This is a genomic window from Domibacillus sp. A3M-37 (assembly GCF_024213455.1).
Lineage (GTDB): Bacteria > Bacillota > Bacilli > Bacillales > Domibacillaceae > Domibacillus > Domibacillus tundrae.
In genome coordinates, this window is sequence record NZ_JANAVL010000004.1 from 228,417 (window position 1) to 249,520 (window position 21,104).

The window sequence follows — 21,104 nt, forward strand, 5'->3', positions numbered from 1 at the left end:
GTTTGCAGGTTTTTCTTTTATATTAGTAAACAGGTTGATTCATCTCCGCTTTCAGTCGTTTTGCTTCAAAAAAGAACATTTGAATAAATTTTTTCATATTCACCTTAATAGGGGTGGAAGAAGAATGCGGGTTTTCCTGCAGGTCGATCATTTTTTGCCGAACGGTCATAAAGTCAAAAAATTTCGCCGCATAATACTCGAACTTGGGATTTGCATAGTCTGTCAGACCGAGGGAAGCAAAATGGGCAGTGGAATGAATGATAGCTCTGCGAACCCTCTGTTCAGACGCTCTTATTTCTCTGCCGATGTCTTGTTCCGAAACAGAGAAACCAAGTCTTTTTTGAATCGTTTTTTCAAAAATCATTTTCAATGATGGAAAGTTTTGGTCCGACGCTAATGCCTCCTCATCTGAAAATAAAAAGTGAAGAATCTCCATCAGATCCTTTGCTCCGTTATGCCCGACAAGGCCGAGCTCGGACAAGAGGTATTCCCCGATATCCGCCAGGCTGTTTTCATTCTGTGCGGAGCGCGCCGCACTATTATCAGCAGGCAGCAGACTGCTAAGGGAGGTTTTAATGGTTTCAATCGATTTTTCCAGTTGAATCCGTTCCTTTACTTTTCGGATAACCGTGATCATCTCAATCCGGTTAATGGGTTTCATTACGTAGTACTCCGCTCCGAGAGAATATGCTTCACCAATAAGTTCCTTCGCTTCTACTTGAGAAATCATAATGATTTTGCCCTGGTAATGCCCTATCAAATCACGAATGGTTTCAATGCCGTCCTTGATCGGCATAAGCAGATCAATGAAAAGGATATCTATTTTTTGCATATTTAAAAAAGAACCGGTTAGCTGCTCCCCGTCCGCTAGTTCACCGACGACCTCGCCCAAATCTTCATCTTCAATGATTTTCGCCAAAATGAAGCGTATCGCTTCATCATCATCCACAATAAAAAAACGCATAGCAATCAACCTTTCTGAATTAACCTGTGCATCGGGAGTTTAATCACAAACAGGACACCATTCGGCTCATTCACTAGGGTAATATCACCGTTCAAGCTAGTGACAAGCTCTTTTACGTGGGCGAGGCCAATGCCTGTTGAGGGATTCCCCTGCTTATCATATTTCGTAGTAAAGCCTGGATCAAAAATAATGTGTTTATATTTTTCTGGAATCGGCAGGCCGCTGTTGAAAACGTGTAGTTCTATCAGTCCGCGGGATCGGGTAAGCTCAATTCGGACAGAACCGGCTTCTTCGATTGCTTCCACCGCATTTGATACAAGATTATTTGTTAACGATAAAAACGTGTAAACGTGATAATGAGGATGGTCTCCGGAAACAGCCAGTGAAAACGTAATTGTCTTTTTTAAAGACACAGCGTATTTTTCATTGATCCGAACCGTTAATTGAACCAGCTCCGGAACGCTCATAAAATCTTTCGGGCTCTCATTGATAATGACATTTGACAGGCCCGCAAAAATCCGCTGATTGTCTTTTTTAATTTCATGAATTTTGCCTGCCAATTTCAGCGCCTGCTGGCTCGCTCTGCTGTCCGTCTGTTTAAAGGACCGATACAGCTGATAGGATTCCCTGGTTGCTTCTTCAGCATCATTCAGCGTTTTTTTTAAATAAACCGTTTCTTCGTATAAACTTGAAACAAGCATTAGCATATGTTCGTTTTGTTCTATTATGTGTTTTTCCCTGGCGTGTGCTTCATTCAGCTTCAGCATGTTTAAAAAACTAAGAACGATAAAGCTGCGGGCAAGTGCAATGAAAACAATTTCCAGCATATCGCCAAAAGAAAAAGTGATGGCAAACAGAAGGTAATCGATAAACAATTCTGCCGCATTGGAGAGTAAATCGATGCTAAGCACACTAAACCCAACAGCGATGGAGCGGTCGCGATAGTGTTTTATGCCCAGACGGTCAAATAAGTACGCGTATAAAAAATAATACATAAATGCAGGGAAATGATGCAAAAGCGAGAGAAGTATACTCTCATGGTGGAACATGACCAAGTCAATGCTTGTACGAAATAAAATGACAACTGAAGCAGTGAGGAAGCCAGCCTGTAAAATGAATTCTTTTTTTAAAAATAATAAGAAAAAAAACATAACGGGCGGTCCCAGGCCGATCCGAAACGCCTCACTAAAAGGATAAATTTTTAATTCTCCCGCTGCTGGAACACTAATCATCATCAACAGTATAAGCAGCCGGTTATTTTTTAAAAAAGGGTGTGAATAAAGGATCACGAGCCCTCCTTTCGTTCCAATGTATGAGAAATAGTATACAATTGGGCGGCGCGTAATACAATATTGCTTTATTTTCGAAAAAAAACGCTCACTTTGTCGAGAGGTGTATGATTTTGTAGGTTATACAATATAGTTTTATACATGGTAGTGTACCTGTTGACCTGCTTCGAAAACAGCAGACATATTTTGCAGGTGAAATGGTAGAGAATAAGAGGCCGCTGAAACGCAGCCGTAACTTATGAATAAAGGAAAGGGTTGGTTAAATGAAGAAAATTGGTTTAGCATGGCAAATCCTCATTGGGTTAATTGCTGGTATTATAGTAGGAGCAATATTTTACGGCAATCCACATGTAGCAGATTACTTGCAGCCGATTGGTGATATTTTTCTCCATCTGATTAAAATGATCGTTATCCCAATCGTTATTTCAAGTATCATTGTGGGAGTAGCTGGTGTAGGCGATACGAAAAAGCTCGGGAAACTGGGCGGCAAAACGCTTCTTTATTTTGAAATCATTACGACGGTTGCCATTTTAGTCGGGCTCGCCGCCGGAAATATTTTTCAGCCGGGTGCAGGCATTGACATGTCTTCTTTGGACAAAACCGACATTGGAAGTTATGTAAGCACAAGCGAAGAAACATCGGATCACGGGTTTGCGGAAACATTTGTAAACATAGTGCCAGCTAACTTATTCGCATCTCTTGCAGAAGGCGATATGCTCGCGATCATCTTTTTCTCCGTTGTGTTCGGTCTTGGTATTGCGGCGATCGGTGAAAAAGGAAAACCGGTTCTGCAGTTTTTCCATGGAACATCAGAAGCGATGTTTTATATAACAAACCAAATTATGAAGTTTGCTCCGTTTGGCGTTTTTGCCTTGATCGGGGTGACTGTATCAAAATTCGGTGTGGGATCGCTTATTCCACTTAGCAAACTGATTATTCTTGTATACGGCGCCATGTTCTTCTTTGTTCTTGTGGTGCTCGGGCTGACGGCAAAACTGGTCGGCGTTAACATTTTTAACTTGTTTAAAATTTTGAAAGACGAATTGATTCTTGCGTACACAACGTCAAGTTCCGAAACGGTTCTTCCAAAATTAATTGAGAAAATGGAGAAATTCGGCTGCCCGAAAGCCATTGTATCGTTTGTTATTCCAACAGGTTATTCATTTAACCTCGATGGATCAACACTTTACCAGGCTATTGCGGCACTGTTTATCGCGCAAATGTACGGCATTGATTTGTCAATGGCAGAACAATTGTCGCTTGTTCTTGTGTTAATGGTAACATCAAAAGGAATTGCAGGAGTTCCGGGTGTTTCGTTTGTCGTGCTGCTTGCGACATTGGGAACCGTTGGAATTCCAGTTGAAGGGTTAGCCTTTATTGCAGGGATCGACCGTATCCTGGATATGGCCCGCACGGCGGTTAACGTTGTCGGAAACTCTCTTGCAGCGATTGTATTGTCCAAATGGGAAGGGCAGTATGATGAGGGGAAAGCGCAGCGATATCTGGATGAAGTTCGCCAGCTGCAGCAATCAAAATCTGCATAAAAAAGAGACAGGCTGTCTAAAAGCCTGTCTTTTTTCGTTTTTCCATCGCACTGATTGAAAGCGAGTTACATATGAACGAACGATTCTTTTGAATGAATACGACCGAATAAACGCGTAACGGGCAGGCGTTCTCCGCTCACCCACCGGCCGAAATCAACCGGCAGCGGGCGGGCTTGTTCGCCAATTCCGATGAGGACATGAAGGGACTCTGGTTCATATACCGTTGTATGAAGTGTCCCTGCCCAGCTGGCGTATTTCTTTTTGAAAATTCCATGAGCTGGATCGTTAAAAAGCTCGTATGCTTTTTCTGCACTTCTTGGTGTTTGAGAATAACCTTTTAGCGCATGAAGCCGTTCTTTGGATTCTATCGTATGGTAGCGGTTTTCACCCGATAATTCACCTGAAACAAAGTGGTTGGCGCAGGCAGTTGTCTGCTTATATACATGAATGCCGCGCGGCGAAGCTTCGACAACGGCGCTTTGCAGTGATGCATCGAAAAGAGAATAATTAAAGGAATGGCGGTGCGGAATAGACGAAAGGAGCGCAATCGCTTCTTCGGTTGTCGCACACGAATCAAGCACAATACGGGCGATCACGCTGCACGTAAAGCCGTCTTCAGCGCGGCGCCGGTTCACAAAATGAAACCCGATGACAAGGCCCTTTTCGTTCATGCCGTCAATCCGCCCGACCATTCGACCGCTGATGCCGACAGACGCGTAGCCGTGGTCAGGCTGCCATAAAAGAAGCCGGCCTTCGTATGTTTTTGGATGAAAATCATAATTCCTTGCAAAAACACCACCGCTCATCATCGCTGAGCAGCCGCTGTTAACATCATCCGCCTGAAAGCCGCTGTATTCATGGATGACGTCATATAACGACCAGCCAAGTGATTCGGCCAGCCCTTCAAACTCTTCCCACATAACAGGAGCGTACGTGTAAAAATACCTTTTTACTTGCTGAAAGTTTATATCATATGAACGAAGGGATTTTTTACGACGTTTTTGATGAACAGCAAAAAGCGGCGACTGTTTTAATTTGTCGCCGGCAAGGCGTCCTAGATCGTAATAACTGCCTCTTCCTTGAATAACGTCTACGTAAAAGCGCTGCATCTCGTTCCTGCTTTCTTTTTCTTTATATCGTGCCTTTTTTGAAAAAAGATTTCAAGAACGAAGTGTATAGGAATGTTTGAAGTGAGTTGAAAAAAGGGAAAAGTAAGTCACATAGGGGGGATCAGATTGAAAACACAAACAGCACTTATTCTAGGATTGATTTTTGCGCTTATAATCGCTCTTTTTGCTGTCATCAATGTCGATCCGGTTACCGTTAATTACGCATTCGGCTCTGCTCAGTGGCCGCTTATTCTTGTCATTTTATTTTCCGTTTTGATGGGTGGGCTGGCAATTTTTATGTTCAGTTTGTTCCGGGTGATGGCGCTAAAACGCCAAAATAAGGAACTGGTTCGCCTAAATGAACAATTAAAAAAAGAAATGCATGAATTAAAGCTGGAGCAACGAGAAGCAGTGACACCGGCAGCTAATTCAACCCGGCTGGCGCCGGATGGCGATTAACAAAAAACCGACGGCTGTTTGATTTTTCACAGCTCTGTCGGTTTTTTCTCTTTGTTGTCATTTCTTCATTTGACCTGTATAATGAGTAAGTTATGGGGTGAAATTATGCTGAAACCAAAAATGCGCTGGTCCGTGAAAGAAGTGGACCGCACAAAAAGTGAAGCGTTTGCGGAAGAAGTTGGGACGAGCCCGCTCGCAGCATCGCTTTTATTGGGACGTGGAATCACGGAAAAAGAAGAAGCACGTGCTTTTTTGTTTGATGAAGGCGTGACGTTTCACGATCCTTTTTTATTAAAAGACATGGATAAAGCAATCGACCGTATTCGCCAGGCGAAAGAGCAGGAGGAAGCAGTTCTTGTCTTTGGTGATTATGATGCGGATGGTGTCAGCAGCACCTCGGTGCTTTTAACAGCGCTTCGTGATTACGGTGTTCTCGCTGATTATTATATTCCAAACCGGTTTACGGAAGGATATGGTCCGAATGAGCCGGCTTTTCGTCATGCGAAAGAAAGTGGATTTGGCTTAATTATCACCGTCGATACTGGTATTTCAGGTATCCATGAAGCCCAAGTGGCAAAAGAAATCGGCATTGATTTAATTATTACCGATCATCATGAACCAGGACCTGAGCTGCCGGAAGCGTTAGCCATTATCCACCCGAAGCATCCGGACGGGACGTATCCGTTTGGGTATCTTGCAGGTGTGGGCGTTGCGTTAAAAGTAGCACATGCATTATATGGAAAAGTGCCGGAGCATTTGCTCGATTTAGCAGCGATCGGAACAATTGCTGATTTAGTTCCATTAAATGGAGAAAATCGACTGATTGCAAAAAAAGGCATCTCAGCCCTTCGTCAGTCAGAGCGTCCGGGTATTGTCGCACTTTGTAAACAAACAGGTACGGAGCAATCATCGATTAATGAAGAAACAGTCGGATTTATGATCGGACCGCGTATTAATGCGGCCGGCCGGCTCGACGACGCCGGTCCTGCAGCAGAACTTATGCTGACGGAAGACTTGGAAGAAGCAATGATGCTTGCAGAAGAAATCGATGCGATGAACAAGCAGCGCCAAACGATCGTGAATGAAATAGCGAAAGAAGCAATTGAGATGGTTAACCGGGACTATCCACCGGACGAATACCCGGTTATTATTGTTGGCAAAGAAGGATGGAATCCCGGTGTTGTCGGCATTGTCGCATCCCGTCTGACGGATACGTTTTACCGCCCGGCCATTGTGCTTGGGTTTGATTCAGAAAAAGGAATCGCTAAAGGGTCTGCCAGAAGCATTAAAGGATTCGATCTATTTAAAAGCTTATCGACATGCCGTGACATTTTGCCCCATTTTGGCGGACATCCGATGGCCGCTGGTATGACACTCTCGATTAATGATGTCGATGAACTGCGCCGCCGTATGGTTGAAATTGCGAATGACACGTTGACAGCGGAAGATTTTACGCCAATCATCCAGATTGATGGAGAAGCGTCAATTTCAGATATTACTGTTCAAGGCATTGAAGAGCTGAATAAGCTGGCGCCATTTGGGATGAATAACCCGAAGCCGCTGTTTGTCATTCAAGAAGCAAAAATTGCCTCTATGAAAAAAATCGGCGCCAATCAAACCCATTTAAAAGCTGCCTTTGAACAAGACGGCCAGACGATTGATGGGATCGGTTTTGGGATGGGCGATTATGTTGATCAAGTCGCCAAGACATCAGACATTTCTGTGATTGGCGAATTATCAATTAATGAATGGAACAATATGCGCCGGCCGCAGCTCATGCTTCGCGATATGCGTGTAGATGAATGCCAGCTGTTTGATATGCGCGGCGGAAAAAATCTGTCCAGCTGGTACAAAGACGTGCCGGATGGCAAGGTTGCCATTTCTTTCGGGCGAGAATCTGCAGATCCGGCCATCGTATTCGTACAAACGGAACAAGAGGCCGAAAACGTTATGATTGATGAGAAGAATGTGATTCTGCTAGATTTGCCAGAAAACGAACAGATGATAAAATCACTGCTTGCCGGAAAATCGCCCGCGCGTATTTACGCTCATTTCAGCACAAAGGAAAGCCATTTTTTTAGCGCAATGCCAACGCGGGACCAGTTTAAATCGTACTACGGTTTTTTGTTGAAAAGAGAATCATTTGATGTAAAGCAGCACGGGGAGCTGCTGGCTAAAAAGCAAGGCTGGTCATACGGGGCGATCCGCTTTATGTCAAAGGTGTTTTTTGAGCTTGGATTTGTTAAACTAAACGATGGAAAGATTGAAGTGCAAAAGGAAGCGGACAAGCGTGATTTAAGCGAGTCGCCTGCCTACATACGAAAGCAGACGCAATTTGACCTTGAACAAAAGCTGTTGTACTCATCCTACCGGGAATTAAAAACGATTCTTGACGGGTGGATGAAGCAGCCTGCTGCACATAGGGAGGAACGATTGAAATGAATTTAAAACAGTATATTAAAATTGTGCCGGACTGGCCGAAGCCGGGCATTCAGTTTAAAGATATTACGCCGCTGATGGACAATGGCGATGCGTTTCGTTATGCGACTGACCAAATTGTCACATATGCAAAAGAAAAGCAGGCGGATTTAATCGTTGGACCAGAAGCGCGCGGCTTTATTGTCGGCTGCCCGGTTGCCTATTCACTTGGTGTTGGTTTTGCACCTGTACGTAAAGACGGCAAACTGCCGCGTGAAACAATTAAAGTAGAGTATGGTCTTGAATATGGCAAAGACGTGCTGACGATCCATAAAGACGCTGTCAAGCCGGGGCAGCGCATCCTCATTACAGATGACCTTCTTGCAACAGGCGGCACGATTGAGGCGACAATTAAGCTTGTGGAACAGCTTGGCGGCATTGTCGTCGGCATTGCTTTTTTAATTGAATTAAATTATTTGAATGGACGCGATAAACTTGACGGTTATGATATTTTAACGATTATTCCGTACGATTGATTCGACAAAAATCGCCCAATTCAGAAAAAAAGTGCAGGATGACTTTACATCCTGCGCTTTTTTTTCGATAATAAGAACAATTAGTTTTTTCGGAAAGGGCGAAGGTGAACAAAACATATGGCGAAAGACCAGATATTAACCGCCGACCAGGTCATTGACCGGACCCGTGCCTACTTGAACGAGGAGCATGTCGAATTTGTTCGGCGCGCGTTTGAGTATGCGAAAGAGGCGCATAAGCACCAGTTTCGCAAATCGGGCGAGCCGTACATTATTCATCCAATTCAGGTTGCCGGCATTTTGGCTGACCTTGAAATGGACCCGGCTACTGTCGCTTCCGGCTTTCTGCACGATGTTGTAGAAGATACGGACGTTACGCTGCAGGATTTGGCGGATGAATTTAGCGCGGAAGTGGCCATGCTTGTGGACGGCGTAACCAAGCTTGGGAAAATTAAATATAAATCAAAAGAAGAACAGCAGGCGGAAAATCATCGGAAAATGTTTGTTGCCATGGCGCAGGACATTCGGGTTATTTTAATTAAGCTTGCTGACCGTCTTCACAATATGCGGACATTAAAGCATTTGCCGCAGGAAAAACAACGGCGTATTTCTAATGAAACGCTGGAAATCTTCGCACCGCTCGCCCACCGTCTTGGTATGTCGAAAATTAAATGGGAGCTTGAAGATACGGCGCTTCGCTATTTAAACCCGCAGCAATATTACCGGATCGTTAATTTAATGAAACGGAAACGGGAAGAGCGGGAGCAATATTTAGACGATGTGATCGATTTAATGCGGAGCCGTCTGGATGATATGGACATTGAATCAGAAATATCCGGCCGCCCGAAACATATATACAGTATTTACCGGAAAATGGCGCTGCAGCACAAACAATTTAACGAAATATATGACTTATTGGCAGTGCGTATTGTCGTCGACAGCATTAAAGACTGTTACGCAGCATTAGGTATTATCCACACGTGCTGGAAGCCGATGCCGGGCCGTTTTAAAGATTACATCGCGATGCCGAAAACGAATATGTACCAGTCGCTTCATACGACGGTCATTGGTCCAAAGGGAGATCCGCTTGAGGTGCAAATTCGGACAGAAGACATGCATCGCATTGCGGAATTCGGTGTGGCAGCGCACTGGGCGTACAAAGAAGGGCGTACGGTGGACGATAGTGCGTCTTTTGAAAAGAAAATGACCTGGTTCCGGGAAATTCTGGACTTTCAAAATGAATCGCAGGATGCAGAAGAATTTATGGAGTCATTAAAGATCGATTTATTTTCGGACATGGTATTTGTGTTCACACCAAAAGGTGATGTGCTTGAACTGCCGGCAGGTTCTGTTCCGATTGATTTTGCCTTTCGAATCCATTCAGAAATCGGCAATAAAACAATTGGTGCAAAAGTAAATGGCAAAATGGTGACGCTTGACTATAAATTAAAAACAGGCGATATTTTAGAAATTTTAACGTCGAAGCATTCGTATGGTCCAAGCAAGGACTGGATTAAAATGGCGCAGACATCTCAGGCGAAAAATAAAATCCGCCAGTTTTTCAAAAAGCAAAACCGGGAAGAAAATGTTGAAAAAGGCCAGGAAATGGTCGAAAATGAAATTAAAAATATGGAGTTTGACGTAAAAGAAGTCATGACGCAGCAAAACTTAAAGCGTGTCGCTGAAAAGTTCAACTTTTTAAATGAAGAGGACATGTATGCGGCAGTCGGCTATAATGGTGTGACAGCACTGCAGGTTGCGAACCGGCTGACGGAAAAATTACGCAAACAGCGTGATCAGGAAGCGGCGCTGCATGAAGTAGTAAAAGAAATAAAAGCGCCGCCAAATCCGTCTGCCCAAAAGAAAAATGCAGGCGTTACGGTCAAAGGCATCGACAATTTATTAATCCGCTTGTCCCGCTGCTGTAACCCGGTGCCAGGAGATGACATTGTCGGCTATATTACAAAAGGCCGCGGTGTCTCTGTTCACCGAGAGGACTGCCCGAACGTGACAGCCGATGCCGATGCGGAAAACCGTCTCATTCCGGTTGAATGGGAATCCGGCGGTGCCAACCAAAAGGAATATCTTGTGGATATCGAGATTTCCGGATATGACCGGCAAGGACTTCTTAATGAAGTGCTGCAGGTTGTCGGCGAAACAAAAACAAATATATCTGCGGTGTCAGGACGCTCTGATCGGAATAAAATGGCGAAGATTGACATGTCCATTTTTATACGCAACGTGAACCATTTGCAAAAAGTCGTTGAACGGGTTAAACAAATTCCGGATATTTATTCGGTCCGCCGTATTATGAATTGAATATAGAAGGTGTCTGTTGATGAAAGTTGTGTTGCAAAGAAGCAAAAAAGCCAGTGTAACAGTGGCAGGAGAAGTAAAAGCTGCGATTGATTCAGGGCTTGTGCTGCTTGTCGGCGTGACCCATGATGATACTGAACAAGATGCGGCTTGGCTCGCTGAAAAAATTGTTCACCTGCGCATTTTTGAAGATGAATCGGGCAAAATGAACGAATCCCTGCTCGATCGTGGCGGAGCCATTTTATCGGTTTCACAGTTTACATTATACGGTGACTGTAAAAAAGGCCGCCGTCCAAACTTTATAAAAGCGGCGTCCAGCAAACAGGCGGAAAAGCTTTATGAAACATTCAACCGCCTCATTCGCGAAAAAGGAGTGCATGTGGAAACAGGTGTATTCGGTGCGATGATGGATGTCGCACTTGTCAATGATGGACCAGTCACATTGATTCTCGATACAAAAGATTTAGGTTGAAATAAAGAGAAAAGTTTTTTATAATTTTTTCAGCGGGGTTGCACGGATGAGCCCATTAAAACAACATAATTAAAGCCATAGACGAAGAAAAGTAGTGAAGGACTGGCCGGACAGAGAAAAATGCCGAGACTGAGAGCATTTACGGCGCACTTTCATGAACAGACACTTCCGAGGCGTTTTTCCGAAATATACGTAGGAAAAACCGCGAATTGCGTTATCAAAAAAAGTGAAAGCTTCGGCTTTAACGAGGGTGGTACCGCGGAAAACTTCCGTCCCTGCGCATGTTGCAGGGATGGAAGTTTTTTTATGCGCTTTGAAAAAAAGGAGGAATACATCATGTCAGTGAACATTCCACGCGGCACGCAGGATATTTTACCGGGTCAGTCGGAAAAATGGCAGTACATTGAATCGATTGCAAAAGACGTATGCCGTCGTTATCACTATAAAGAAATTCGGACGCCGATATTTGAACATACCGAGTTGTTTAAGCGCGGCGTCGGTGATACGACGGATATTGTTCAAAAAGAAATGTACACGTTCGAAGACAAGGGCGAACGAAGCTTGACGCTTCGTCCGGAAGGGACAGCTGCGGTGGTCCGTTCATTTGTCGAAAACAAAATGTTCGGCATTCCGGACCAGCCAGTGAAGTTGTATTATACAGGCCCGATGTTCCGCTATGAACGCCCGCAGGCAGGCCGTTACCGTCAGTTTGTCCAGTTCGGTGTGGAAGCGATCGGCAGTGAAGACCCGGCCATTGATGCGGAAGTGATCGCACTTGTCATGGATATTTACAAAGCGGCCGGGCTGAAGAAACTGAATCTCGTCATCAATTCACTCGGGGATGCTGATAGCCGGATCGCGCACCGTGAAGCATTGATTCGTCACTTTGAACCTCGTATTGACGAATTTTGTGGCGACTGTCAAATGCGTTTAAAACAAAATCCGCTGCGGATTTTAGACTGCAAAAAAGACCGTGATCATGAACTGATGAAAACAGCACCGTCGATTTTGGATTATTTAAACGGTGAATCAAAAGCGTATTTTGAAAAAGTAACAGGTTATTTAGATGCAGTCGGTATTCAATATACGATCGACCCAAAACTTGTCCGCGGACTGGATTACTACAATCACACGGCGTTTGAAGTGATGAGCGAGGCGGAAGGGTTTGGTGCGATTACAACGCTTTGCGGCGGCGGGCGCTACAACGGCCTCGTGCAGCAGCTTGGCGGACCGGAATCGCCAGGTATTGGTTTTGCCTTCAGCATCGAGCGTTTTATTGCCGCGATGGAGGCAGAAAAAGTCGAATGGCCGATTGATAAAGGACTCGACTGCTTTATCGTTGCGCTCGGCAATGCAGCGAAAGACCAATCTGTTTCGCTCGTACATGAATTGAGAACAGCCGGCCTCTCAGCGGACCGTGATTACCAGGACCGCAAAATGAAAGCTCAGTTGAAAGCGTCAGACCGGCAAAATGCACGCTTTACGGCAATTCTTGGTGAAGATGAGCTGGCGGAAAACCGGATCACCGTCAAAGATATGACAGAAGGTTCTCAAGACCAGATTCCGCTTAATGAACTGGTGAATTATTTGAAAACAAAAATGGAGGCGAACTAAATGTTTGGACGCACGTTTTATAACGGTGAAATGACCGAAGAACATATTGGACAAGAAGTATCATTAAAAGGATGGGTGCAGCGCCGCCGTGACCTTGGCAGTGTGATTTTTATCGATTTGCGTGACCGCACAGGCATCATGCAAATTGTGTTTAATCCGGAAATCTCGGCAGAGGCGCTTGCCGTTGCAGAAAAAGTCCGCAATGAGTATGTTCTCGATGTAAAAGGAACGATTGTGAAGCGTGACGCGGAAACAGTGAACGAAAATATTCCAACGGGTACGATTGAAGTACACGTGACAGAAATTAACGTGCTGAGCGAAGCGAAAACACCGCCGTTTATGATCGAAGACGGAACGGAAGTTAACGAAGACATCCGCTTGAAATACCGCTATATGGACCTTCGCCGTCCGGTTATGTTTGAAACGCTGAAAATGCGCAGTGACGTGACAAAAACGATTCGCGACTATTTGGATGAAGGCGGCTTTCTGGATGTCGAAACGCCGATTTTAACAAAATCAACTCCTGAAGGCGCGCGCGACTATCTTGTGCCAAGCCGCGTACATCCAGGTGAATTTTATGCGCTGCCGCAATCACCGCAAATTTTCAAGCAGCTGTTAATGGTATCCGGCGTTGATCGCTACTATCAAATTGCGCGCTGCTTCCGTGACGAAGACTTGCGTGCTGATCGTCAGCCTGAATTTACACAAGTCGATATTGAAACAAGCTTTATGAGTCAGGAAGACATTATGCAAATGACCGAAGAAATGTTGAAAAAAGTGATGAAGCGCGTGAAAAACGTGGAAATCGACGGTGCGTTCCAGCGTATGACGTACGATGACGCAATGAACCGTTTCGGTTCTGACAAACCGGATACACGTTTCGGCCTTGAGTTGATCGATATGGCCGATGTCGTCCGCGGCTCTGGTTTTAAAGTGTTTGCTCAAGTTGTTGAATCCGGCGGCCAGGTAAAAGCACTTTGTGTACCAGGCGGCGGCGAAAAATATTCCCGAAAAGATATTGACCATTTAACTGAATTTGCAGCGATTTACGGCGCAAAAGGCCTCGCATGGCTCAAAGTGGAAGAAGACGGAATGAAAGGCCCAATCATCAAATTCTTCACAGAAGAAGAGCAGGCGAAAATGCTCCAAACGGCAGGCGCTAAAACAGGCGATTTGATTATGTTTGTTGCTGACAAAAAGAAGGTTGTTGCGGATGCACTTGGCGCGCTTCGCATGAAGCTTGGCAAAGAGCTTGGGATGATTGACGAGTCTAAATACAATTTCCTTTGGGTGACTGACTGGCCATTGCTTGAGTATGATGAAGAAGAAGGCCGCTATTATGCAGCGCATCATCCGTTTACAATGCCGTTCCGTGAAGATGTAGAGAAAATGGAATCTGATCCGGGTGCTGTGCGTGCGCAAGCCTATGATATTGTTTTGAACGGCTATGAGCTTGGCGGCGGTTCGATCCGTATTTTTGAACGGGATGTGCAGGAAAAAATGTTCAAGCTGCTCGGATTTACAGAGGAGCAGGCGAAAGAACAATTCGGCTTCCTTCTGGATGCATTTGAATATGGTACGCCTCCACATGGTGGTATTGCACTCGGTCTTGACCGTTTTGTTATGCTGCTTGCCGGTCGGACAAACTTGCGTGATACGATTGCGTTCCCGAAAACAGCAAGTGCCGCAGATGTGTTGACAAATGCACCAGGTGAAGTGTCAAATGCCCAGCTGGAAGAGCTTCATTTACGCGTCAGCCAGACCGCTAAATAAGACAAAAGATTTATTTTTAATTTTCTGATTAATTTAAGAGGATCTTAGTTGACCTTCAAAAAAACGTATGATAATATGTATCCAATGAGGCGAATCCTGATGTGTACGTTAGTTACACATTCTGTTTTGACCGAACACTATATGTTTGGGAGTCTAAGTTTTTGGACTGCGCACATGCCCCTTGCGGGGACTTGCAACGCTCAAAACAGGGCACCCACCTGCTGTAGAGCGGGTTCAAAACATATGTTTTACAACGACGGCACGATTGGGATTCGCCGTCTTTTTTTATGTTTAAAAACAGGAGTGATTTTCATATGCTTCATCAATTTTCCCGCAATGAACTCGCCTTTGGACAAGAAGGCCTTAACTTATTAAAAAATACAACTGTTGCCGTTCTCGGGATCGGCGGTGTCGGCTCGTTTTCTGCTGAAGCACTTGCCCGTTCCGGTGTGGGACGTTTAATTTTGGTTGATAAAGATGTAATCGATATTACAAATATTAACCGCCAGCTGCCCGCACTTTTATCTACAGTCGGCCAGCCAAAAGCAGATTTAATGAAAGAGCGGATTGCCGATATCAATCCGGAATGCGAAGTGATCGCGCTGAAAATGTTTTATACAGAAGAAACATATGAAGAATTTTTCAGCTATGGTCTTGATTACGTTGTCGACGCGTCTGACACCATTTCGTACAAGATTCATTTAATGAAGGAATGCTTAAAACGTGAAATCCCGATCATTTCAAGCATGGGCGCCGCCAACAAAATGGATCCAACCCGGTTTACAATAGCCGATATTTCCAAGACGCATACTGATCCACTTGCAAAAGTGATCCGTACGCGCTTACGAAAAGAAGGCATCAAAAAAGGCATTCCGGTCATTTTTTCGGATGAAAGCCCGATTGTGATTCGTGAAGATGTACGGCGGGTGGTCGGAAATGATGACGCGGAAATCCGCAAGGCGAAAATGCCCCCAGCTTCCAACGCATTTGTTCCATCGGTTGCAGGATTAATTGCAGCCAGCTATGTTGTTCGCGATATTTTAAAAGACATAAAAATCACACGTGTAAATGACTAGAAAAGATCATCCTTTTAAAAGGGTGATCTTTTTTCTGTAGAAATGGGAATTTATGTCTGTTTTTTTGATATAATTTCATTGATTAACATTGAACGGAGTAAATAAAAATGGACATATTTATGGCGCGACAGCCTATTTTTGATAATCAAGAACGTGTATTTGCTTATGAGCTGCTATATAGAAACAGTGAAATCAATGCTTTTCCGGACGTGCCTCATGAGCAGGCTACAATTGAAGTGCTGATTCATTCATTTGTGACAATAGGTATAGAGAAAATCGCCCAAGGATATCCGTGTTTCATTAATTTCTCAAAAACATTACTTGAACAAAAAGTCGCCGAAAATTTCAGTCCTCAATACGTTGTTGTTGAAGTGCTTGAAGATGTGCCAATTACGCGGGAGCTCATTGATACGCTCAGACAGCTTAAATGGAAAGGATATTCAATCGCGCTTGATGATTTTGTTATTCAAAAAGAAGTGGATTTATATGATGAACTGTTTATGTTGACAACGTATATTAAAGTCGATTTCCTGCATTCGACGCCAGCAGACCGGTCGGCAATCGAGCAAAAAGTAAAAAATAACTTTCCTCATATTGCCCTTTTAGCGGAAAAAGTCGAAACACGCGAAGAGTTTGAACAAGCAAAAAAAGCGGGTTATAAATTGTTTCAAGGCTACTTTTTTTCGAAGCCGCAATTGATCCGTTCGGCTAATCTGCCGCTAAATGTCGTGTCTTATTTTCATTTAATAAAACTATTACAGTCGGATGATATTGATATTGATGATGTAACCAATTTAATTGAGCGGGATGTTGCCCTTTCGTATCATTTATTGAAACTCGTTAATTCCCCTGCTTTACGTACACGATCCAAAATTAAATCGATTAAACAGGCCATCATGATGCTTGGCTTTATCGAATTAACAAAGTGGCTCTATGTGCTGGCTTTAAGACAAATCCATGCCGATCTTCCAGGGAGAACAAGAGAATTAATTACATCAGCTCTTTTTCGAGCGAAAGCATGTGAGCAATTGGCAAAAGAAACACAATCTGGTAATGTCGCTGAATTTTTTTTGGCGGGTATGTTTTCGCTTGTAGACGCCCTTTTGCAGCGCAGCATTTCAGAGGTATTAACTCAAATTCCATTGTCTAATAAAGTAAACGAAACGCTTATGGGAAATGAGACCATTATTACACCTTATTTGGAGCTGGTCATTGCAATGGATGAAGTCAATTGGGACATCATTCGCTTGAAATCACATGAACTGAAACTGGACGCAGCCAGTATTCAAAAAATATATGAAGATGCCCGGCTGTGGGCGAATAGTATGAATGAGAAGACTGTCCACTAAAGGACAGTCTTTTTTTATGGGAAAAGATTGGCAAGCGATTTTAGAGGAAGCTATTCTTTTAGAAAAAGGAAAAATTACAGCATCCTGCAATGTGGAGGAAGTAAGAGAGAAACAAGGGCTGTCTATTTTAGAATGGCTGAAAATGAATGTGGGAAAGGGGAATGATCATGACGACAGTTATTCAGCTTGAAAACGTAACAAAAACAATTAAAGGCCGAAAAATCATTGATTCTTTAACTTTCAACATTCATGAAGGAGAAGTGTTTGGCTTTCTTGGGCCGAATGGTGCTGGAAAAACAACAACCATCCGCATGATGGTCGGATTAATGAAGCTGTCAGAAGGAGATATTTTCATCTCGGGTCATAGCATTCAATCAGAATTTGAAAAGGCGATCCAGCACATTGGTGCCATTGTTGAAAATCCGGAAATGTATAAATTTTTGAGCGGGTATGACAACTTAAAGCAATTTGCCCGCATGCAAAAAGGAATCAGCAGCAATCGAATGGATGAGGTAGTAAAACTTGTCGGACTGGAAGAGCGGATTCACGATAAAGTGAAAACATATTCACTGGGAATGCGTCAGCGGCTTGGTATTGCACAATCTCTTTTACACCGGCCGAAAGTGCTTATTTTAGATGAACCGACAAACGGGCTTGATCCAGCAGGCATTAAAGAAATCCGGCAGTACATTCGCAATCTGGCGGAAAAAGAAGGAATGGCCGTCATCGTGTCAAGTCATTTATTATCTGAAATGGAAATGATGTGTGACCGGATCGGCATTTTACAAAAAGGAAAGCTCATTGATGTTCAATCTGTTCGTGGCTGGATGAATGAAGGGATGGATACGTACAGTATTGAGGTGGATGATGTAGAAGCAGAAGCCGCATTGAACTACATTAAAGCTGCCTTTTCGGATATCAAGCCGGCACGAACAGCGAACTGTCTCACATTTGAAGCGGAAAAAGAAGACATACCCGCGATCATTCATTTCTTGACGGGGAAAGGTCTGGCGATTTATGAAGTGAAAAAGGTATCAACGTCACTGGAAGAACGATTCCTTGATATTACTGAAAAACGGGAGGTTATCTAATGTTTCTCCTTATTCCAAATGAGTGGATCAAGCTGTTTAAACGTCGCGGCACGTACGTGATGATTGGACTTCTTCTTTTAATGGTGTCAGCATTTGCTGCGTTAACAAAATATGAAGAAAATAAACAGTCCGAACAGCCGGATTGGAAGCAGGTTGTGCAGGCGGAAAATGCGGCTTATGCGCAGCAGCTAAATGATCAGCGGGAAATGACGGCTGATCAACGAGCACATATTGAGGGGCAAATTGAGATTAATGAGTATCGTTTAACAGAAAATGTGCCGGTTCAAACGTCTGAATATATGTGGTCATTTGTCGAGAATGCGAGCGACTTCCTTCAGGTTGACGGTTTGTTTATGATTGTTGTTGCAGGAGGAATCGTGGCCAATGAATATACGTGGGGAACGATCAAGCTTTTGTTAATCAGGCCGATCAGCCGCTCTAAAATACTCCTCTCAAAATATGTGGCAGTGGTCTTGTTCGGTTTATTTTTAGTTAGCATGTTATTTCTTTTTTCAGTTATCATTGGAGCGGCACTGTTCGGTCTTTCAGGTCAATCCGCTCATTTAGCATATGTAAATGGGCAGGTCGTCGAGCAAAATATGCTTTTTTACCTCGTAAAGCTTTATGCCATGAAGTCAGTAGAGGTCCTTATTTTGGCGACAATGGCGTTTATGATCTCTGCTGTTTTCCGCAGCAGCTCGCTTGCCATTGGAATTTCATTGTTTTTATTATTTATGGGACCGAACGTCACGTACATCTTGTCTATGCGTTACGAGTGGGCGAAATATCTTCTGTTTGCCAACACAAACTTGCTGCAGTATGAAACAGGAACGGCGATGGTTGAAGGGATGACGATGAGTTTTTCACTCATTATGCTATTAATTTACTTTCTTGTCTTTCAACTGTTTGCTTTTACCGTCTTTGCAAAGCGCGATGTTGCTGGATAAGAGCGGACGCAGCCGAGGAAGCTGCCGCACTGCCCGTGGAACGCGAAGTCCGGCAGGCTTCACATATCGACCCCTGTTCAAAAACCTCCGCAGGACCGACTCATGCCTGCGCACATAAGGGATTGTTGGGCAGGATGGCTTCCAAAATAAATCGGTGATCATCCTTGCACCGATACGAAACGCACCAGCCTAAACAATCACTGTTTTCTAAAGTAAGAATCTTTGTTCAACTTAATATTAGAATAGAAGGATTATCAACAATATTATTTAACAAAGCCTTAATTTAAAAAAAGAAACACGCCGGCATTTTCTACTGGCGTGTTTCTTTTTTTCCATTTTCAATTTTTTCATATATACCCGACAGTGCCTGCTCAAATTTACCGGTCGTTTTCGGCTCAAAGTAACGCTTGCGCTTTAATGTATCCGGTAAATATTGCTGAGCTACCCAGCCGCTTTCAAAATCGTGCGGATATTGATAGTCGACACCCCGGCCGAGTTTAGCTGCACTTTTGTAGTGGGCATCTTTTAAATGAGCCGGCACAACGCCAGCGCGTCCAGCCCGTACGTCCGCAAGCGCCGCATCAATCGCTTTATAAGCGGAATTGGATTTCGGTGACAAACATAGTTCCACAACCGCGTTTGCGAGCGGAATGCGTGCTTCGGGGAATCCGAGCCGCTCAGCTGCTTCAACAGCTGACAGTGTTCTCTCGCCGGCTTGGGGACTGGCAAGGCCGATATCTTCATACGCGATGACAACGAGGCGGCGGGCAATGCTGACAAGATCTCCAGCTTCAATCAGCCGCGCTAAATAGTGGAGAGCCGCGTTCACGTCGCTTCCGCGTATTGATTTTTGAAAAGCGCTCAGCACGTCATAGTGGGCATCCCCGTCTTTGTCATGCGAGAAGCTTTTTTGCTGCAGGCATTCTTCAGCTGTTTCGAGTGTAATGTGGATGATCCCATTTTCATCTGGCTTCGTGGAGGTCACCGCAAGTTCAAGTGCATTTAACGAACTGCGAACGTCGCCGCCGGATGCTTCGGCAAAGTGAGCAAGCGCTTCAGCTGTTATTTCTGTCTTATATATACCAAGACCGCGATCTTCATCATAAAGAGCCTCGCTAAGAAGCTTTTTCACCGATTCCGGCGCAAGCGGCTTTACTTCGAAAATTTGGCAGCGGCTGCGTATGGCCGGATTAATGGCATGGTAGGGATTACTTGTTGTTGCGCCGATTAAAATAATCATTCCGTTTTCCAAAAACGGCAACAAATAATCCTGTTTCGCTTTATCAAGACGGTGCACTTCATCCAAAAGTAAAATGACGGTGCCGGACATTTTCGCTTCAGCAGCGACAATCTCCATATCTTTTTTATTGCTTGTAACCGCGTTTAACGTTCGAAATGCATACTGAGTCGTACCGGCAATCGCACTGGCAATAGACGTTTTGCCGGTGCCGGGCGGACCATACAAAATCATGGAAGACAATTTTTTCGCTTCTGTCATCCGTCTAATGATTTTTCCTTCACCGGTCAAATGCTCCTGACCGGCGACTTCATCAATTGTACGCGGTCTCATTCGGTAGGCGAGCGGCTTCATTTTGACTCCTTCTTTCTCGGTCATTTTGATTCACTGTATCATAATCCAAGTATTCCGGCATGTTTTTTGTCTATATAAAATGATATACTATACGAACAATTGGATTAAACGAGAAGAGGGGCACAAAGAGATGAGAATTTCGACTAAAGGAAGATATGGACTGACGATCATGATCGAATTAGCGAAACGCCATGGGGACGGACCGACGTCTCTTCGCGTGATCGCCGGTGCGCATGATTTGTCTGAGCATTACCTGGAACAATTAATTGCGCCGCTTCGGAATGCCGGATTTGTTCGCAGCATCCGCGGCGCATACGGCGGCTACGTGCTCGGGCATGAGCCGGAAGAAATTACAGCAGGCGATATTATCCGTGTGCTTGAAGGACCGATCACCCTTGTCGAAGGCATTGAAGAAGAAGAGCCGGCGAAACGTGAATTATGGATCCGAATCAGCGAAGCAATCAAAGGAGTTTTGGAAAATACAACGCTTGATGACTTGGCAAATCACACAGATGCCGACGAATCAGATGCGTACATGTATTATATTTAACGAGGTGTC

Annotated in this window: 18 protein-coding genes, 1 other RNA gene and 1 other annotated feature; of the genes, 15 read left to right on the plus strand and 4 right to left on the minus strand. The window is 44.2% G+C overall.

Going from position 1 to position 21,104, the window contains the following annotated elements; genetic code table 11:
- Window positions 1-22: 22 nt before the first annotated feature.
- Both NLX67_RS09495 and NLX67_RS09500 read right to left on the minus strand, forming a co-directional pair.
- Complete coding sequence (locus tag NLX67_RS09495; RefSeq protein ID WP_254311544.1) at window positions 23-964, minus strand: response regulator; 942 nt, start codon at window positions 962-964, stop codon at window positions 23-25.
- 5 nt (window positions 965-969) lie between these two features.
- Window positions 970-2,253 (minus strand): sensor histidine kinase, encoded by a 1,284-nt coding sequence (locus tag NLX67_RS09500; protein ID WP_254311546.1) that lies wholly within the window; start codon window positions 2,251-2,253, stop codon window positions 970-972.
- Window positions 2,254-2,516: 263 nt separating this feature from the next.
- Here NLX67_RS09500 and NLX67_RS09505 point away from each other — a divergent pair, with 263 nt between their 5' ends.
- Window positions 2,517-3,797: a cation:dicarboxylate symporter family transporter gene (locus NLX67_RS09505; protein ID WP_046178702.1), complete on the plus strand. Its 1,281-nt coding sequence runs from the start codon at window positions 2,517-2,519 to the stop codon at window positions 3,795-3,797.
- A 65-nt stretch (window positions 3,798-3,862) separates the two neighbouring features.
- On the opposite strand, the gene NLX67_RS09510 is transcribed toward NLX67_RS09505, so the two are convergent.
- The gene (locus tag NLX67_RS09510) at window positions 3,863-4,906 is read right to left on the minus strand and encodes a C45 family autoproteolytic acyltransferase/hydrolase (protein ID WP_254311547.1); all 1,044 of its coding nucleotides are present in this window, start codon (window positions 4,904-4,906) and stop codon (window positions 3,863-3,865) included.
- Between the two features lie 126 nt (window positions 4,907-5,032).
- Between NLX67_RS09510 and NLX67_RS09515 the strand changes: the two genes are divergently transcribed.
- The 13 genes from NLX67_RS09515 to NLX67_RS09575 all read left to right on the plus strand — a co-directional run bounded on the left by NLX67_RS09515 (window position 5,033) and on the right by NLX67_RS09575 (window position 18,954).
- Window positions 5,033-5,365 carry a LapA family protein gene (locus tag NLX67_RS09515; RefSeq protein ID WP_046178704.1) on the plus strand — a complete coding sequence of 111 codons (333 nt, stop codon included), beginning with the start codon at window positions 5,033-5,035 and terminating at the stop codon, window positions 5,363-5,365.
- Window positions 5,366-5,470: 105 nt separating this feature from the next.
- Complete coding sequence (gene recJ / locus NLX67_RS09520) at window positions 5,471-7,807, plus strand: single-stranded-DNA-specific exonuclease RecJ (RefSeq protein ID WP_254311552.1); 2,337 nt, start codon at window positions 5,471-5,473, stop codon at window positions 7,805-7,807.
- A complete protein-coding gene (locus NLX67_RS09525; RefSeq protein ID WP_046178706.1) occupies window positions 7,804-8,319 on the plus strand; it encodes an adenine phosphoribosyltransferase in 516 nt (171 codons plus the stop codon). The genes recJ and NLX67_RS09525 overlap by 4 nt, the downstream gene beginning before the upstream one ends.
- A gap of 117 nt (window positions 8,320-8,436) precedes the next feature.
- On the plus strand, window positions 8,437-10,635 hold the full coding sequence (locus NLX67_RS09530) for a RelA/SpoT family protein (protein ID WP_046178707.1): 2,199 nt from the start codon (window positions 8,437-8,439) through the stop codon (window positions 10,633-10,635).
- Window positions 10,636-10,654: 19 nt separating this feature from the next.
- Complete coding sequence (gene dtd / locus NLX67_RS09535) at window positions 10,655-11,104, plus strand: D-aminoacyl-tRNA deacylase (protein ID WP_046178708.1); 450 nt, start codon at window positions 10,655-10,657, stop codon at window positions 11,102-11,104.
- A 69-nt stretch (window positions 11,105-11,173) separates the two neighbouring features.
- Window positions 11,174-11,384, plus strand: a binding site (T-box leader).
- A 56-nt stretch (window positions 11,385-11,440) separates the two neighbouring features.
- Window positions 11,441-12,718: a histidine--tRNA ligase gene (hisS, locus tag NLX67_RS09540; RefSeq protein ID WP_046178709.1), complete on the plus strand. Its 1,278-nt coding sequence runs from the start codon at window positions 11,441-11,443 to the stop codon at window positions 12,716-12,718.
- Window positions 12,719-14,491, plus strand: a complete 1,773-nt coding sequence (gene aspS / locus NLX67_RS09545) for an aspartate--tRNA ligase (protein WP_046178710.1) — start codon at window positions 12,719-12,721, stop codon at window positions 14,489-14,491.
- A gap of 90 nt (window positions 14,492-14,581) precedes the next feature.
- Window positions 14,582-14,767, plus strand: a non-coding RNA gene (ssrS, locus tag NLX67_RS09550) — 6S RNA.
- 38 nt (window positions 14,768-14,805) lie between these two features.
- A complete protein-coding gene (locus NLX67_RS09555; RefSeq protein WP_046178711.1) occupies window positions 14,806-15,567 on the plus strand; it encodes a tRNA threonylcarbamoyladenosine dehydratase in 762 nt (253 codons plus the stop codon).
- A 107-nt stretch (window positions 15,568-15,674) separates the two neighbouring features.
- Window positions 15,675-16,916, plus strand: a complete 1,242-nt coding sequence (locus NLX67_RS09560) for an EAL and HDOD domain-containing protein (RefSeq protein WP_254311553.1) — start codon at window positions 15,675-15,677, stop codon at window positions 16,914-16,916.
- 16 nt (window positions 16,917-16,932) lie between these two features.
- Entirely contained in the window at window positions 16,933-17,106 is a 174-nt protein-coding gene (locus tag NLX67_RS09565) for a hypothetical protein (RefSeq protein ID WP_156153954.1), read from the plus strand.
- Complete coding sequence (locus tag NLX67_RS09570) at window positions 17,084-18,007, plus strand: ABC transporter ATP-binding protein (RefSeq protein WP_254311554.1); 924 nt, start codon at window positions 17,084-17,086, stop codon at window positions 18,005-18,007. Before NLX67_RS09565 ends, NLX67_RS09570 begins: the two co-directional genes overlap by 23 nt.
- Entirely contained in the window at window positions 18,007-18,954 is a 948-nt protein-coding gene (locus NLX67_RS09575) for an ABC transporter permease (protein ID WP_254311555.1), read from the plus strand. Before NLX67_RS09570 ends, NLX67_RS09575 begins: the two co-directional genes overlap by 1 nt.
- Window positions 18,955-19,264: 310 nt before the next feature.
- Here the strand turns inward: NLX67_RS09575 and NLX67_RS09580 are convergent, their stop codons facing one another.
- Window positions 19,265-20,545 (minus strand): replication-associated recombination protein A, encoded by a 1,281-nt coding sequence (locus NLX67_RS09580; RefSeq protein ID WP_082091449.1) that lies wholly within the window; start codon window positions 20,543-20,545, stop codon window positions 19,265-19,267.
- Between the two features lie 130 nt (window positions 20,546-20,675).
- Between NLX67_RS09580 and cymR the strand changes: the two genes are divergently transcribed.
- Complete coding sequence (cymR, locus tag NLX67_RS09585; RefSeq protein WP_046178715.1) at window positions 20,676-21,095, plus strand: cysteine metabolism transcriptional regulator CymR; 420 nt, start codon at window positions 20,676-20,678, stop codon at window positions 21,093-21,095.
- Window positions 21,096-21,104 lie beyond the last annotated feature (9 nt).